Below are 14,056 nucleotides of genomic sequence, written 5' to 3' on the forward strand. Positions count from 1 at the left end.
CCCCAGTGGGGCGGGCAGGGGCGGCGGGCAGGGGAACAGCGCCAGAGGCACCCGTACCCGCACCGCTCACCCGCACTCCCGCCGCCACCGCACCTACCGCAGGCGCCGGTCCTTCAGGGCCGGGAACTGTTCCCGCGTCGACGCCACCTTCGCCGGATCGAGGTCCACGACCAGCGTCTCCTCCGCCGCTCCCGCCTCGGCCAGCACCTCGCCCCACGGGTCCACGACGATGCTGTGCCCCGCCTGCTCCACCCCCGCGTGCGTGCCGGCGGTGCCGCAGGCCAGGACGTACGCCTGGTTCTCGACCGCGCGGGCACGCGCCAGCAGCGTCCAGTGCTCGCGGCGCCTGGCGGGCCAGCCGGCCGGGACGACGAAGGCCTGCGCGCCGGCGTCGACGAGGCCGCGGAAGAGCTCGGGGAAGCGCAGGTCGTAGCAGGTGCCCAGGCCGAACGTGAGGCCCGCGGCCGCGACCGTCACCAGTTCCTCGCCCGCGCCCATCATCACGGCCTCGCCCTTGTCGAAGCCGAAGCGGTGGATCTTGCGGTACGTACGGACGAGCTCGCCGTCGGGAGCGAAGACGAGGGAGGTGTTGTAGAGGGGGCCCTCGGGGTCGCGCTCGACGATCGACCCGGCGTGCAGCCACACCCCGGCGTCGGCCGCCGCCTTCGACATCACGTCGTACGTCGGGCCCTCCAGCGGCTCGGCCTCCTCGACGAAGGATTCGTACGCGAAGGCTCCGGTCGGCCACAGTTCGGGAAGGACCACGAGATCCGCACCGCGCTGCTCACGCTGCTCGCGCACGAGCGAAGCGACGCGCTGCCGACGGGAATTGACCGATTCGTCCTGGTCTACTGCGATCTGGATGAGGGAGGCGCGCACACTACCACCGTCCTGGCATTCGAGCCGTCAACACGGGCCTACGATCGTCACACCAAAGCACTGCCAGGGTGCCACGGGGCAGCGTAACTTAGCGTGCGAGCCTCCCACGCAGTCCGGCACGCACCGTCAAGTCCAGCCCGCCCGCAAGTGAACCGCACGAGGGGTCCCGTGACCGTCCATCCCAGCCTCCAGACATACGCCGAAGCCTGGACCCACTCCATCGAAGCGATATCCGAGCTGGTGACACCGCTCGTCGAAGCGGAGTGGAACCGCCGCACGCCGTGCCCAGGCTGGTCGGTGCGCGACATCGTCTCGCACATCATCGGCATGGAGAGCGAGATGCTCGGCGACCCCCGGCCGATCCACTCGCTGCCGCGCGACCTGTACCACGTGACCTCGGAGTTCGCCCGGTACATGGAGATGCAGGTCGACGTACGACGCCACCACACGGCGCCGGAGATGACCTCGGAGCTCGAGTACACGATCATCCGCCGCCAGCGTCAGCTCCGCAACGAGACCCGGTCCCCCGACACCATGGTCCGCGCCCCGCTCGGCGCCGAGCAGACGCTGGAACTGGCGCTGCGGATGCGGGCCTTCGACACCTGGGTGCACGAGCAGGACCTGCGTACGACCTTCGGCCGGCCCGGCAACCTCGACTCGCCCGGCGCGATCGTCGCCCGCGACATCCTCGTCCACGGCCTGCCGAAGGTCGTCGCGAAGGAGGCGGGCGCGCCCGCGAACTCCGCGGTCGTCTTCGACGTACACGGCCCGGTCGAGTTCATGCGCACGGTCCGCGTGGACGCGGACGGCCGCGGCACGGTCGACGGCACGCCGTCGCTGGGCCCGCTGGCGACGATCGCCCTGGACTGGGAGACGTACGTACGCCTGGCCTGCGGCCGGGTCCGCCACGAGGCGGTCGCCGACCGCGTCAAGGTCGAGGGCGACCAGGGGCTGGCGGACGCGATCCTGCGCAACTTCGCGGTCACGCCGTAACGGCGGCCGGACCTCACGGCAGCCGGGCCCTCACCGCGGTCCCCCTCACGCCGGGACGTGCACCGCCTCGACGCGGCTGGCGACCAGGTGGTCGCGCTCCCGGCGGGCGGTCCGCTTGCGCAGGCGCAGGATCTGGATGATCCCGACGGTCTCCAGCACGAAGACCGAGGCGAACGCGATCCGGTAGTTGTCGCCGGTCGCGTCGAGCAGCACGCCCACCGCGAGCAGCGTCGTCATCGAGGCGACGAAGCCGCCCATGTTGACGATGCCGGATGCCGTGCCCTGACGCTCCGGCGGGTTGGCGGGCCGGGCGAAGTCGAAGCCGATCATCGACGCGGGACCGCAGGCGCCGAGCACCGCGCAGAGCGTCACCAGCAGCCACATGGGGGCGTGGTCGTCCGGGTACGCGATGGTCGCCGCCCACAGCAGGCCGGTGGTCCCGACGGTGCCGAGGGCGAGCGGTGCGCGGGCGGCGCCGTGGCGGGCGATGACCTGCCCGTACACGAGCCCCAGCGCCATGTTGGACAGCACGACGAGCGTCAGCAGCTCACCGGCCGTCCCGCGCGAGAGCCCCTGGGCCTCGACCAGGAACGGCATGCCCCACAGCAGCAGGAACACCATCGCGGGGAACTGCGTCGTGAAGTGCACCCACAGCCCGAGCCGGGTCCCGGGCTCGCGCCACGCGGCGGCGATCTGCTTGCGGACGTAGGCCGCACCCGCGTGCTCGGCGGGCGCCGGCTCGTGGCCGTCGGGGTGGTCCCTGAGGAACAGCAGCAGCAGTACGAGCACGAGCACACCGGCGAGCGAGCTGCCCGCGAAGGTGGCGGTCCAGCCGACGCCGTGCAGCAGGCGCGCGATGACGAGCGTCGAGACGAGGTTGCCCGCCATCCCGCACAGGCCCGCGAGCTGCGCGATGAGCGGTCCGCGGCGGGCGGGGAACCAGCGGGCGCCGAGGCGCAGTACGGCGATGAACGTCATCGCGTCGCCGCAGCCGAGGAGGGCGCGGGCGGCGAGGGCCATGCCGTACGAGGGGGAGAAGGCGAAGGCGGCCTGCCCGAGGGTGAAGAGCACGACGCCCAGGGTCAGGACTCTTTTGGTCCCGAGGCGGTCGACGAGGAGGCCGACGGGTATCTGCATGCCCGCGTACACGAGGAGCTGGAGGATCGAGAACGTCGACAGCGCGGAGGCGTTGACGTCGAACCGGTCAGCGGCGTCGAGGCCCGCGACGCCCAGGCTCGTACGGAAGATGACGGCGACGAAGTAGACGGCGACACCTATCCCCCAGACGGCGGCGGCACGCCGGCCGCCGGGCGGATCGCCGGGCAGGGAAACGGCGGGAGCGGCGATCCCCTTTCTGGAACCCGGCCTGGAACTCCACCTCACCGGTCCTCACCCCGGACGAGCACCCTGACCCGGCTGACGTGGCGGCGTACGCACTGGGCGGCGCCTTCGGCGTCACCGGCCCTGATGGCTTCGAGCATCTCGGCGTGCTCGGTGATGTTCTTGGCGATGCGGTCGGGGTGCGCCTCCATGATGGTGACGCCCATGCGCAGTTGGCGGTCGCGGAGCTGGTCGTAGAGGCGGGAGAGGATCTGGTTCCCGGCGTTGCGGACGATCTCGGCGTGGAAGCACCGGTCGGTGACGGCGACTTCGGCGAGGTCCCCTTCGCGGGCGCGCTGCTTCTGCTCCTCCAGCAGCTCTTCGAGCCGGGCGATGAGGGTGGGGGACGCCGGTACGGCGCGGCGTACCGCGAACTCCTCCACGAGCAGCCGGGTTTCGACGACGTCTGCGATCTCCTGGGCGGAGACGGCGAGGACGAGGGCGCCCTTCTTCGGATACAGCTTGATGAGCCCCTCGACTTCGAGCCGCAGCAACGCTTCGCGCACCGGCGTCCTGGACACCCCGACGGCGTCGGCGAGGTCGCCCTCGGTGAGGAGGGTGCCGCCTTCGTAGTGGCGGTCGAGTACGCCCTTCTTGACATGGGCGTAGACGCGCTCGGCGGCAGGGGGCTGCTTGATGGCGGTGAGGGCGGGCGCGGCAGGCATGCGCACAGCATAGATACAACAGGTGTTCAACAAAAGCGCCGTCCGCATCCCGGAACGGGGCGGACGGTCACGCACGTGTGCGGCGCCGAGCTTGACTCGGCGCCGCACACGTGTGGCCGTCAGGCCCAGGTGATCAGGCGTTTCGGCTGTTCCAGTATGGCCGCCACGTCTGCCAGGACCTTTGAGCCCAGTTCGCCGTCGACCAGGCGGTGGTCGAAGGAGAGTGCCAGGGTGGTGACCTGACGGGGCTTTACCTTGCCGTTGTGCACCCACGGCTGGAGCTTGATCGCGCCGACCGCGAGGATCGCGGACTCGCCCGGGTTGAGGATCGGCGTACCGGTGTCGACGCCGAAGACGCCGACGTTGGTGATGGTCACCGTGCCGCCCTGCATCGCCGCCGGTGACGTCTTGCCCTCGCGGGCCGTCGCCACCAGCTCGCCCAGCGCCGCCGCGAGTTCCGGCAGGGTCTTGGCCTGGGCGTCCTTGATGTTCGGGACGATCAGGCCGCGCGGCGTGGCCGCCGCGATGCCCAGGTTCACGTACTCCTTGTGCACGATCTCCTGGTTCGCCTCGTCCCAGGCCGCGTTGACGTCCGGGTTGCGCTTGATGGCGACCAGGAACGCCTTGGCGACCAGGAGGAGCGGGTTGACGCGCAGGCCCGCCATGTCCTTGTCGGACTTCAGCTCTTCGACGAGCTTCATCGTGCGCGTGATGTCGAAGGTGATGAATTCCGTGACATGCGGCGCGGTGAACGCGCTGTTCACCATGGCCGACGCGATCGCCTTCCGTACGCCCTTGATGGGGGTACGGGTCTCACGGGCCGCACCGGCGGTGGCAGCGGCGGGCGCCGGTGCCGGGACCGCGGCCGGCTCGGGCCCGGGCGCCGCCGGCTGCGCCGGCGCCACGGCCGCCGAAGTCGCGGCCGCCGCGTGGACGTCCTCGCGGGTGATGATCCCGTCGGGGCCGGTCGGGGTGATCGTGGCCAGGTCGAGGCCCAGGTCCTTGGCGAGCTTGCGGACCGGAGGCTTGGCCAGCGGGCGCGACGCGGGCACCGCCGTGGTGGCGGCGTCGGGCCCGTGGCCGTTGAGCTCGGTCTGGACCGCCGCCACCGCGGCCGCCGGAGCCGCCGTCCCCTTGCGCGCACGGCGCTTGGTGGAGGCTTCGGAGACGCCGTAGCCGACGAGCACCGGCTGGCGGGCGGCGGGCTTGGCCGCCTCGGGCTCCCGTTGCGCGGGAGCGGGCTGCGCCACCGGAGCCTGAGGGGGGGCCTGCGCGGGAGCCGCAGCCTGAGCGGCGGCCGGAGCCGCCTCGGCCGGCGTCCCCGGCGCCACGTCCACCGTGATGATCACCTGGCCGACGTCGACCGTCACGCCCTCGCCGAAGCGAAGCTCGTGCACCACGCCGTCGTACGGGATGGGCAGCTCGACGGCGGCCTTCGCCGTCTCGACCTCGCACACCACCTGGCCGTCGGTGACCGTGTCGCCCGGCTGGACGTACCACTTGAGGATTTCGGCCTCGGTGAGCCCCTCGCCCACGTCGGGCATCTTGAACTCGCGGAAACGCTGGGAAGTCTCAGTCATCGTCACGGCTCTCCTCAGTACGCAAGCGAGCGGTCGACGGCGTCGAGTACCCGGTCAAGCCCCGGCAAGTACTCCTCCTCCAGGCGCGCCGGCGGGTACGGCGCGTGGAAGCCGCCCACCCTCAGCACCGGCGCCTCCAGGTGGTAGAAGCACCGCTCCGTGATGCGGGCGGCGATCTCGGCGCCCGAGCCGTAGAAGACCGGGGCCTCGTGGACCACGACCAGGCGGCGGGTCTTCTCCACCGACGTCTGGACCGTGTCGAAGTCGATCGGGGACATCGACCGCAGGTCGACGACTTCGAGGGACTTGCCCTCCTCGGCCGCCGCCGCTGCCGCCTCCGCGCAGACCTTCACCATCGGGCCGTACGCCGCGAGCGTCAGGTCGGAGCCCTCGCGCACGACGCGTGCCGTGTGGAGCGGGCCGGGGATGGCCTCGGTGTCGACCTCGCTCTTGTCCCAGTAGCGCCGCTTCGGCTCGAAGAAGATCACCGGGTCGTCGCTCTGGATGGCCTGCTGCATCATCCAGTACGCGTCCGAGGAGTTGGACGGGGAGACGACCTTGAGGCCGGCGACGTGCGCGAACAGCGCCTCCGGCGACTCGCTGTGGTGCTCGACCGCGCCGATTCCGCCGCCGTACGGGATGCGGATGACGACCGGCATCTTGATCTTGCCGAGCGAGCGGGCGTGCATCTTCGCGAGCTGCGTGACGATCTGGTCGTACGCCGGGAAGACGAAGCCGTCGAACTGGATCTCCACGACCGGGCGGTAGCCGCGCAGGGCCAGGCCGATCGCCGTACCGACGATGCCGGACTCGGCGAGCGGGGTGTCGATGACCCGCTCCTCGCCGAAGTCCTTCTGGAGCCCGTCGGTGACGCGGAAGACGCCGCCGAGCTTGCCGACGTCCTCGCCCATGATGAGGACCTTGGGGTCGGTGTCGAGGGCCTTGCGCAGCGACTCGTTGATCGCCTTCGCGAGCGGGAGCTTCTGTACAGACTGTACGGTCATGGCTACTTGCCCTCCACTGACTCGGCGAAGGACGCCTGGTACGCGGCGAACTGCGCCCGCTCCTCGTCGACGAGGGCGTGGCCGTCCGCGTAGACGTTCTCGAAGATCGCCATCTGGTCGGGGTCGGGCATCGCCCGCACCGCCTCGCGGACCCGCCTGCCCAGCGACTCCGACTCCGTCTCCAGCTCCTCGAAGAAGGCCGCGTCGGCGAGACCGGCCTTCTCCAGGTACGTACGCATGCGCAGGATCGGGTCCTTCGCCTCCCACGCCTCGCGCTCCTCGTCGGCCCGGTACTTCGTCGGGTCGTCGGAGGTGGTGTGCGCGCCCATGCGGTACGTGAAGGCCTCGACCAGGGTCGGGCCCTCGCCCCGGCGCGCGCGCTCCAGCGCGTCGCGGGTCACGGCCAGGCAGGCCAGTACGTCGTTGCCGTCGACCCGGACACCCGGGAAGCCGAAGCCCTGCGCGCGCTGGTAGAGCGGGACGCGGGTCTGGCGCTCGGTGGGCTCGGAGATCGCCCACTGGTTGTTCTGGCAGAAGAAGACGACCGGGGCGTTGTAGACCGCGGAGAAGGTGAACGATTCAGCGACGTCGCCCTGGCTGGACGCGCCGTCGCCGAAGTAGGCGACGACAGCGGAGTCCGCGCCGTCCTTGGCGACCCCCATCGCGTAACCGGTCGCGTGCAGCGTCTGGGAGCCGATGACGATCGTGTACAGATGGAAATTGTTGGTGCTGGGGTCCCAGCCACCGTGGTTGACGCCACGGAACATTCCCAGCAGATTGGTCGGGTCGACGCCACGGCACCAGGCGACACCGTGCTCGCGGTACGTCGGGAAGACGTAGTCGTCGTCGCGGAGAGCGCGTCCGGAGCCGATCTGGGCCGCCTCCTGGCCGAGCAGCGAGGCCCACAGGCCCAGCTCGCCCTGGCGCTGGAGCGCGGTGGCCTCGGCGTCGAAGCGGCGGGTCAGGACCATGTCCCGGTACAGGCCGAGCAGTTCGTCCGGGGTGAGATCGATCGAGTAGTCCGGGTGCTCGACGCGCTCGCCCTCGGGGGTGAGCAGTTGTACGAGCTCCGGCTGGGCCGGGTCGGACTGCTGGGCTTTCTTGGCGCTGACGCGCTTGGTGCTGCTGCGTCGCGGCTTACGCGCGGCAGTGCTCTCCACGGTCACGTGCGTGCTCCTCCGTCTGTCCGGCCCCCGGGGTCTGCCGGTGACCAGTGCGGCTCACCTGCTTGCGTCCTCGTGCACGGGGTGGGTGCGACTCGGCCGGGAACAGGTGTGACAGGTGCCCCGGCGAAACGCCCTGCCAAAGGAACGTTACCCAGTGCTTCGCATAACTGCGAAACCCCATTTGACCTGCGATTTTGCTTGGAAATCCAAGTAAATCGAAGAATTCGGGAACAACCACTGGTCACAGCCTTGCGGGCCGCCGGAACAGGGGCACGTTATCCCGGCGACCCACGGCACGGGAAGAGTTCGCATGTAAGGATGACGGCGTGCCCGAAGATGGAAAAATCACCGTATTTCTCGTCGACGACCACGAGGTGGTCCGGCGCGGCGTCCACGAGCTGCTGTCCGTGGAGGACGGCATCGAGGTGGTCGGCGAGGCCGGTACGGCCGCAGATGCCCTGGTCAGGATCCCTGCGACCCGTCCGGACGTGGCCGTTCTCGATGTACGGCTGCCGGACGGAAGCGGCGTGGAGGTGTGCCGGGAAGTCCGTTCGCAGAATGCGGACATCAAATGCCTGATGCTGACCTCGTTCGCCGACGACGAGGCACTTTTCGACGCCATCATGGCCGGTGCGTCCGGATACGTCCTCAAGGCGATCCGCGGCAACGAACTGCTGGCGGCCGTACGCGACGTGGCGGCGGGCAAGTCGCTGCTCGACCCGGTGGCGACCGCCCGCGTCCTGGAGCGCCTGCGTTCGGGCAACGGCGACGGCGGCGGCGATGGCACCAAGGGCGACAGCCGGCTCGCGAACCTCACCGAGCAGGAGCGCAAGATCCTCGACCTGATCGGCGAGGGCCTGACCAACCGGGTCATCGGCGAGCGGCTGCATCTGGCGGAGAAGACCATCAAGAACTACGTCTCCAGCCTGCTCTCCAAGCTGGGCATGCAGCGCCGCTCGCAGGCCGCCGCCTATGTGGCGCGCAAGCAGGCGGAGGAGAGACGCTAGCCGGAGGAGTGGAGGAGAGACGCCGGCCACACGTACGCCATTCGGGACTTCCGTCCCTTTTACGGCCCTCCCCGGTGCCCGACAGTGAGGGGCATGCCCACCGAGGACCTACGCGCCATCGAACTCCTCCGCCGTGTCCCCTACGGCCGAGTCGCCACGAGCATGCGGGCCCTGCCCTTCCTTGCCGTCGCCCGCCACATCGTCGTACAGGGGCGCGTGCTGCTGCGCATGCATGCGGGCTTCAACCACCACCAGGCCTGCCACGGCAGTGTGGTCGCGTACGGTGCGGACAACTTCCATGTGCCGGTGCCCGGCGACGAGACCCTGTGGGCCGTCCAGTGCACCGGCACCGCTGAGATCTTCGAGCCGGCCACCGCCGAGCTGGAGCTCTTCGGCCGCGGCCCCCATTACGTCGGCGGCGAGCTCTTCGACCCCGTCTACCTGCGCATCGAGCCGCAGTTCGTCACCGCGCACACCCTCAACAGCGCTCCGGAGCGACGGCGCGAGCACGCTCTGTGATTTCGTGATCTAACATCTGGCGGGTGCCACGCTCATCTGTACTCGCCCCTCCGCCGCCCGTCGGTGACCTGCTGCGCCGCTACCGCGACGCGGGCGACCCGCTCTCCTGCGAACCCGTGGCCCAGGGCCTGCTCAACCGCGGCTACCGCCTCGTCACCACGCGCGGCGACTACTTCCTCAAGCACCACCTCGACGGCGACCGCGACACGATCAGGCGCCAGCACCGCGCCACCCGCCACCTCCAGGCCTTCGGCGTCCCCGTCGCCCCGCCCGTCGAGGACGCCCATGGCCGCACCGTCACCGTGATCGGCGGCCGCTGCTACGCCCTGCACCCGTGGATCGACGGCCGCCACCGGGACGGCGCCCAGCTCACGACGGTGGAATCACGGCGCCTCGGTGCGCTCCTGGGGCTCGTGCACACCTGCCTCGACCGGGTGATGCCCGACCGGGTGCTGGAGGACGCGGACCTGCGCAGGCACGACTGCGCCGACCCCGCCGACACCTTCGCCCTGATCGACGAGCTGCTGACGCTGGCGCGCGGGCAGCGGCACCGCGACGCCTTCGACGTACTGGCCGAGCACCGCCTCGTCGAACGGCGGGCGCTCCTCGAACGGCACGCGCACCGGCGGCCCCCGCCGGTCACCGAGCCCGCCACGGGATGGGTGCACGGCGACTTCCATCCGCTGAACCTGCTCTACCGGGGCGCCGAGCCCGCCGCGATCGTCGACTGGGACCGGCTCGCTGTGCAGCCGCGCGCGGAGGAGGTGGTACGGGCCGCGGCGATCTTCTTCGTACGGCCGGACGGGGAGCTGGAGCTGGCGAAGGTACGGGCGTACGCGGCGGCGTACCGGCGGGCGGCCGGGGCGGGGGCGCAGGAGCTGGCGGCCGCGGTGCACCGGGTGTGGTGGGAGCGGCTCAACGACTTCTGGATACTGCGCTGGCGCTACCAGCGGCACGACCGAAGGGCCGACCCGCAGTTTCCTGCGGCGTCGGCCCTGGCGGTGTGGTGGACGAAGGAGTACGAGGCGGTGTGCGAGGCGTTCGCCGGGTGAGGCGTGCGGACTCAGGGGGTGGTGGCGCCCGCGTCCGTACCGCCCGGATCGGTGCCGCCCGCGTCCGTGCCGCCGGCGTCCGTGCCGCCCGCGTCGGTGCCGCCGGCGTCCGTGCCGCCCGGGTCCGTGCCTGGGTCTCCGCTGGTGCCGCCGTCCGACGTACCACCGCCGTCCGTGCCGCCCACGTCCGTGCCGCCGTTGTCCGTGCCGCCGTCCGTCGACGTGCCCGGAGCGGTCTGCGACGGGCTCGACGGCGGATCGCTGGGCACGTTCGACGGCGTACTGCTCGGAGGCGTCGACGGGATGTCCGACGGCGTCCAGCTCGGCTGGTGGCCGCCGGTCGAGGAGGTGCCCGGATCGGTGTCGGGCGAGCTCTGGCCTCCATCGTCGCTGGGCGACTTGGAGGGCTTCTTCTCCGACTCGGTCGGGGTGTCGGAGACCGTCGGAGCCTTGTCCTTCTGCTCCTCGGTGCCGTTGTCGGCCGCGCGGTTCACCGCGAAGGCGACACCCACCGTGATCGCGATGATCGCGAGCACCGCGAACATCCACATCTTGCCGCGGCCCCTGTTGCCGCCGTGCCCGCCGTCGTACGCCCCGTCGTCCGGGTTCACCGGCGGCAGCATCGCCCCGCCGGCCCGCATCTGCGAGGTGTCGCCGTGGTGGGGGTGACCCATCGCCGTCGTCGGGTACGTGCCGCCGCCCGCCGGGGTGTGGCCGCCCTCGTGCATCGCGACCGGGCCGGTGTTCCACACGCCGGTGTGGCTGCCCTGCTCCTGGAGCATGGACAGGCCGTACTGGACGAGACCGCGCATCTCCTCGGCGCTCTGGAACCGGTCGTCCGGGTCCTTGGCGAGGGAGCGCATGACGAGCCCGTCGAGCTCGGGCGGCGCCACGTCCGAGATCTCGGACGGCGGTACGGGGATGTCCTGCACGTGCTGGTAGACCACCGACAGAGGGGTCTCACCGGTGAACGGGGGCCGCTGCGCGAGCAGCTCGTACAGCAGGCAGCCCGTCGCGTACAGGTCGCTGCGGTGGTCGACGGCCTTGCCCAGCGCCTGCTCGGGGGAGAGGTACTGCGGGGTGCCCATGACCATGCCGGTCTGCGTCATGGTCGACTGCGCGCCGTGCAGGGCGCGGGCGATGCCGAAGTCCATGACCTTGACCGCACCGCTGTGCGTGATGATCACGTTCGCGGGCTTGATGTCGCGGTGCACGATGCCGTGCTGGTGGCTGTACGCGAGCGCTTCGAGTACGCCGGAGACGATGATCAGGGCCTGTTCGGGGCCCGGTGCCTCGGCGTTCTGGAGCAGCTCGCGGATCGTCCGGCCCTCGACGAGCTCCATCACGATGTAGGGGACGACGCTGCCGCCGACCTGGTCCTCGCCGGAGTCGTACACGGCGACCACCGCGTGGTGGTTCAGGCCGGCGACCGACTGTGCCTCACGGGTGAACCGGGCCTTGGATGTCGGGTCTTCCGCAAGGTCGGAGCGCAGCAGCTTCACTGCCACGGTACGGCCGAGCCGTACGTCCTCGGCGGCGAACACTTCCGCCATGCCGCCGCGGCCGAGGCGGTGCGTCAGGCGGTAGCGACCATCGCCGACCAATCCGCCCATACCCCATGATTCCGGGGCGTCCGACACTCCGCCGCCGCTTCCCTCGGGTTCGGGTTCGGGTGCCATCAGTCCTCGCCGTCGTTTCTGTCCGCGTCGCGTCCGCGGTCGTCCTCATGGGCCTCAAGTCTCAAGGTCTGGGCCTCAAGGTGCTCCGCCACGTCACGCTACAGCCTCCGCGCGACGCCCCGGTTCGAGATGGACCGGCCATCAAACCCGTTGCCGATGTACCCGTGCAAATTCCGGACCCGCGCGGGCCCGTGCCGGACCCCCGCTGCACCCCCGCTGTAACGCTTGCGCGACGCTTCTGGCGCGTACGGTCACGGAACGGGCACCGCGCTTGACGTGTCAGTGCCCTCGGGCAGACTTGGCCCGTAAATCTTGCGCTGAGGGGGAAGCACAGTCATGAGCCAGGACGGCGGACAGGGCCGCTACGCGGGCGGCTCGGTCGCGGGCGGGCGGTACCAGCTGCGCGACCTGCTCGGAGAAGGCGGCATGGCGTCGGTGTACCTCGCGTACGACTCCGCACTCGACCGCCAGGTCGCCATCAAGACGCTGCACACGGAACTGGGGCGCGAACAGTCGTTCCGCGAACGGTTCCGCCGCGAGGCGCAGGCGGTCGCCAAGCTTTCCCACACCAACATCGTCTCCGTCTTCGACACCGGCGAGGACGAGCTGGACGGCGCGCTGATGCCGTACATCGTCATGGAGTACGTCGAGGGGCAGCCGCTCGGCTCCGTACTCCAGGCGGACATCGAGCAGTACGGCGCCATGCCCACCGACAAAGCGCTCAAGATCACATCGGATGTGCTGGCCGCGCTGGAGACCAGTCACGAAATGGGCCTGGTCCACCGCGACATCAAGCCCGGCAACGTGATGATGAGCAAGCGCAATGTCGTCAAGGTCATGGACTTCGGCATCGCGCGCGCCATGCAGTCCGGTGTCACGTCGATGACGCAGACCGGCATGGTCGTCGGTACGCCGCAGTATCTGTCGCCCGAGCAGGCGCTGGGGCGCGGGGTCGACGCGCGCTCCGACCTGTACTCGGTCGGCATCATGCTGTTCCAGTTGGTGACGGGGCGGCTGCCGTTCGACGCGGATTCGCCGCTCGCCATCGCGTACGCGCACGTCCAGGAGGAGCCGGTGGCTCCTTCGTCGATCAACCGGTCGGTCCCGCCCGGCGTCGACGCGCTGGTCGCGCGGGCGCTGAAGAAGAACCCGAACGAGCGCTTCCCGAGCGCCGCCGCGATGCGCGACGAGTGCGCGCGGGTGTCGGGTTCCGGCCAGGCGGGCGCCGCGCCGGTGATCATCGCCGGCGGTCCCTCGCAGAGCGGGTCCGGGGTCGGTTCCGCCGTCTTCCCGCCGGTCGACCAGGGGGGTTACCCGCAGAGCGGCAACGTCCAGACGCCCTACCAGCCGACGCCGCCGCCGGGACCGTACGGACCGCACACGCCCGCTCCCGGCCACGCGCAGCCTGCGTACGGGTATCCGACGCCGGCGCCGGCGCAGGCTCCGTACGCGACGCACGGCATGCAGCAGCACGGCGGACAGCACCAGAGCGGGCAGCACCAGGGTGGGCAGACGCCTCCGCCGTACGCGATGTCGCCCAGTACGTCGCCGAATCCGGGCGGCAGTGGCGGCGGGGGTGGCGGCGGTGGCCGGAACATGCCGGTGATCGTGGGGGCGATCACGGTCGTACTGCTGGCGATCGGCGGCGTGATCACCGCGATCTCCCTCAAGGACGACTCCAAGGGCGGCGACGTGACGACCGACGACCCGCCGCAGAGCGAGGTGGCGGCGAAGCCCGGCTACAAGGGCCCTGACCGCAGCCGGACGATGGAGACCACGGACTGCTCGCCGGGCAGGGAATCGGCGACCGACCCGGAGAAGGTCGAGGTGCCGAGCTTCCTCTACAAGGACCTCCGCTCGGTCAAGCTGTGCCTCCAGGCGGCGAACTGGAAGATCAAGGAGACGAGGGTCGACAACCCCACCTGGGGCGAGGACATCGTGCTCAACCAGTACCCCAAGAGCGGCTCCGACATCGACCCCGAGGACGCCACGATCGAGGTCGAGGTCTCCACCGGCAACCCGCCCTCGGACTAGGCCGAACGCTCGCGCGGACCGGCTGGGACGCGTGCGGGGCCCGGTGCGCTTCGTGCGCGCCGGGCCCCTTTCGTGTGACCCGGCGTGCCGGACACGGT

The 14,056-nt window shown here is 70.7% G+C and carries 12 protein-coding genes; 5 read left to right on the forward strand and 7 right to left on the reverse strand.

Annotation, left to right across the window (positions count from 1 at the left end; translation table 11 throughout):
* Positions 1–93: 93 nt before the first annotated feature.
* The gene (locus tag G412_RS0102110; RefSeq protein ID WP_028810617.1) at positions 94–879 is read right to left on the reverse strand and encodes a carbon-nitrogen family hydrolase; all 786 of its coding nucleotides are present in this window, start codon (positions 877–879) and stop codon (positions 94–96) included.
* Positions 880–1,047: 168 nt separating this feature from the next.
* On the opposite strand from G412_RS0102110, the gene G412_RS0102115 reads away from it, so the two are divergent.
* The gene (locus tag G412_RS0102115; RefSeq protein ID WP_028810618.1) at positions 1,048–1,872 is read left to right on the forward strand and encodes a maleylpyruvate isomerase family mycothiol-dependent enzyme; all 825 of its coding nucleotides are present in this window, start codon (positions 1,048–1,050) and stop codon (positions 1,870–1,872) included.
* Between the two features lie 45 nt (positions 1,873–1,917).
* Here the strand turns inward: G412_RS0102115 and G412_RS0102120 are convergent, their stop codons facing one another.
* The 5 genes from G412_RS0102120 to pdhA form a co-directional block, all read right to left on the reverse strand.
* Positions 1,918–3,219: an MFS transporter gene (locus G412_RS0102120; protein WP_028810619.1), complete on the reverse strand. Its 1,302-nt coding sequence runs from the start codon at positions 3,217–3,219 to the stop codon at positions 1,918–1,920.
* A 32-nt stretch (positions 3,220–3,251) separates the two neighbouring features.
* Complete coding sequence (locus tag G412_RS0102125; protein WP_028810620.1) at positions 3,252–3,917, reverse strand: GntR family transcriptional regulator; 666 nt, start codon at positions 3,915–3,917, stop codon at positions 3,252–3,254.
* A gap of 119 nt (positions 3,918–4,036) precedes the next feature.
* Positions 4,037–5,497, reverse strand: a complete 1,461-nt coding sequence (locus G412_RS0102130) for a dihydrolipoamide acetyltransferase family protein (RefSeq protein WP_028810621.1) — start codon at positions 5,495–5,497, stop codon at positions 4,037–4,039.
* A 14-nt stretch (positions 5,498–5,511) separates the two neighbouring features.
* Positions 5,512–6,501 (reverse strand): alpha-ketoacid dehydrogenase subunit beta, encoded by a 990-nt coding sequence (locus tag G412_RS0102135; RefSeq protein WP_028810622.1) that lies wholly within the window; start codon positions 6,499–6,501, stop codon positions 5,512–5,514.
* A gap of 2 nt (positions 6,502–6,503) precedes the next feature.
* On the reverse strand, positions 6,504–7,667 hold the full coding sequence (pdhA, locus tag G412_RS0102140; RefSeq protein ID WP_028810623.1) for a pyruvate dehydrogenase (acetyl-transferring) E1 component subunit alpha: 1,164 nt from the start codon (positions 7,665–7,667) through the stop codon (positions 6,504–6,506).
* A 326-nt stretch (positions 7,668–7,993) separates the two neighbouring features.
* Here pdhA and G412_RS0102145 point away from each other — a divergent pair, with 326 nt between their 5' ends.
* The 3 genes from G412_RS0102145 to G412_RS0102155 all read left to right on the forward strand — a co-directional run bounded on the left by G412_RS0102145 (position 7,994) and on the right by G412_RS0102155 (position 10,245).
* The gene (locus G412_RS0102145) at positions 7,994–8,674 is read left to right on the forward strand and encodes a response regulator (RefSeq protein ID WP_028810624.1); all 681 of its coding nucleotides are present in this window, start codon (positions 7,994–7,996) and stop codon (positions 8,672–8,674) included.
* Positions 8,675–8,767: 93 nt separating this feature from the next.
* Positions 8,768–9,193 (forward strand): pyridoxamine 5'-phosphate oxidase family protein, encoded by a 426-nt coding sequence (locus G412_RS0102150; protein ID WP_028810625.1) that lies wholly within the window; start codon positions 8,768–8,770, stop codon positions 9,191–9,193.
* A gap of 23 nt (positions 9,194–9,216) precedes the next feature.
* The gene (locus tag G412_RS0102155; protein WP_028810626.1) at positions 9,217–10,245 is read left to right on the forward strand and encodes a phosphotransferase; all 1,029 of its coding nucleotides are present in this window, start codon (positions 9,217–9,219) and stop codon (positions 10,243–10,245) included.
* An 11-nt stretch (positions 10,246–10,256) separates the two neighbouring features.
* On the opposite strand, the gene G412_RS0102160 is transcribed toward G412_RS0102155, so the two are convergent.
* Complete coding sequence (locus G412_RS0102160) at positions 10,257–11,858, reverse strand: protein kinase domain-containing protein (protein ID WP_244282822.1); 1,602 nt, start codon at positions 11,856–11,858, stop codon at positions 10,257–10,259.
* A gap of 402 nt (positions 11,859–12,260) precedes the next feature.
* On the opposite strand from G412_RS0102160, the gene G412_RS0102170 reads away from it, so the two are divergent.
* Complete coding sequence (locus tag G412_RS0102170) at positions 12,261–13,958, forward strand: protein kinase domain-containing protein (protein ID WP_028810628.1); 1,698 nt, start codon at positions 12,261–12,263, stop codon at positions 13,956–13,958.
* The last annotated feature ends 98 nt before the right edge of the window (positions 13,959–14,056 follow it).

The sequence above is a fragment of the Streptomyces flavidovirens DSM 40150 genome (genome assembly GCF_000429085.1).
Classification (GTDB): Bacteria; Actinomycetota; Actinomycetes; order Streptomycetales; family Streptomycetaceae; genus Streptomyces; species Streptomyces flavidovirens.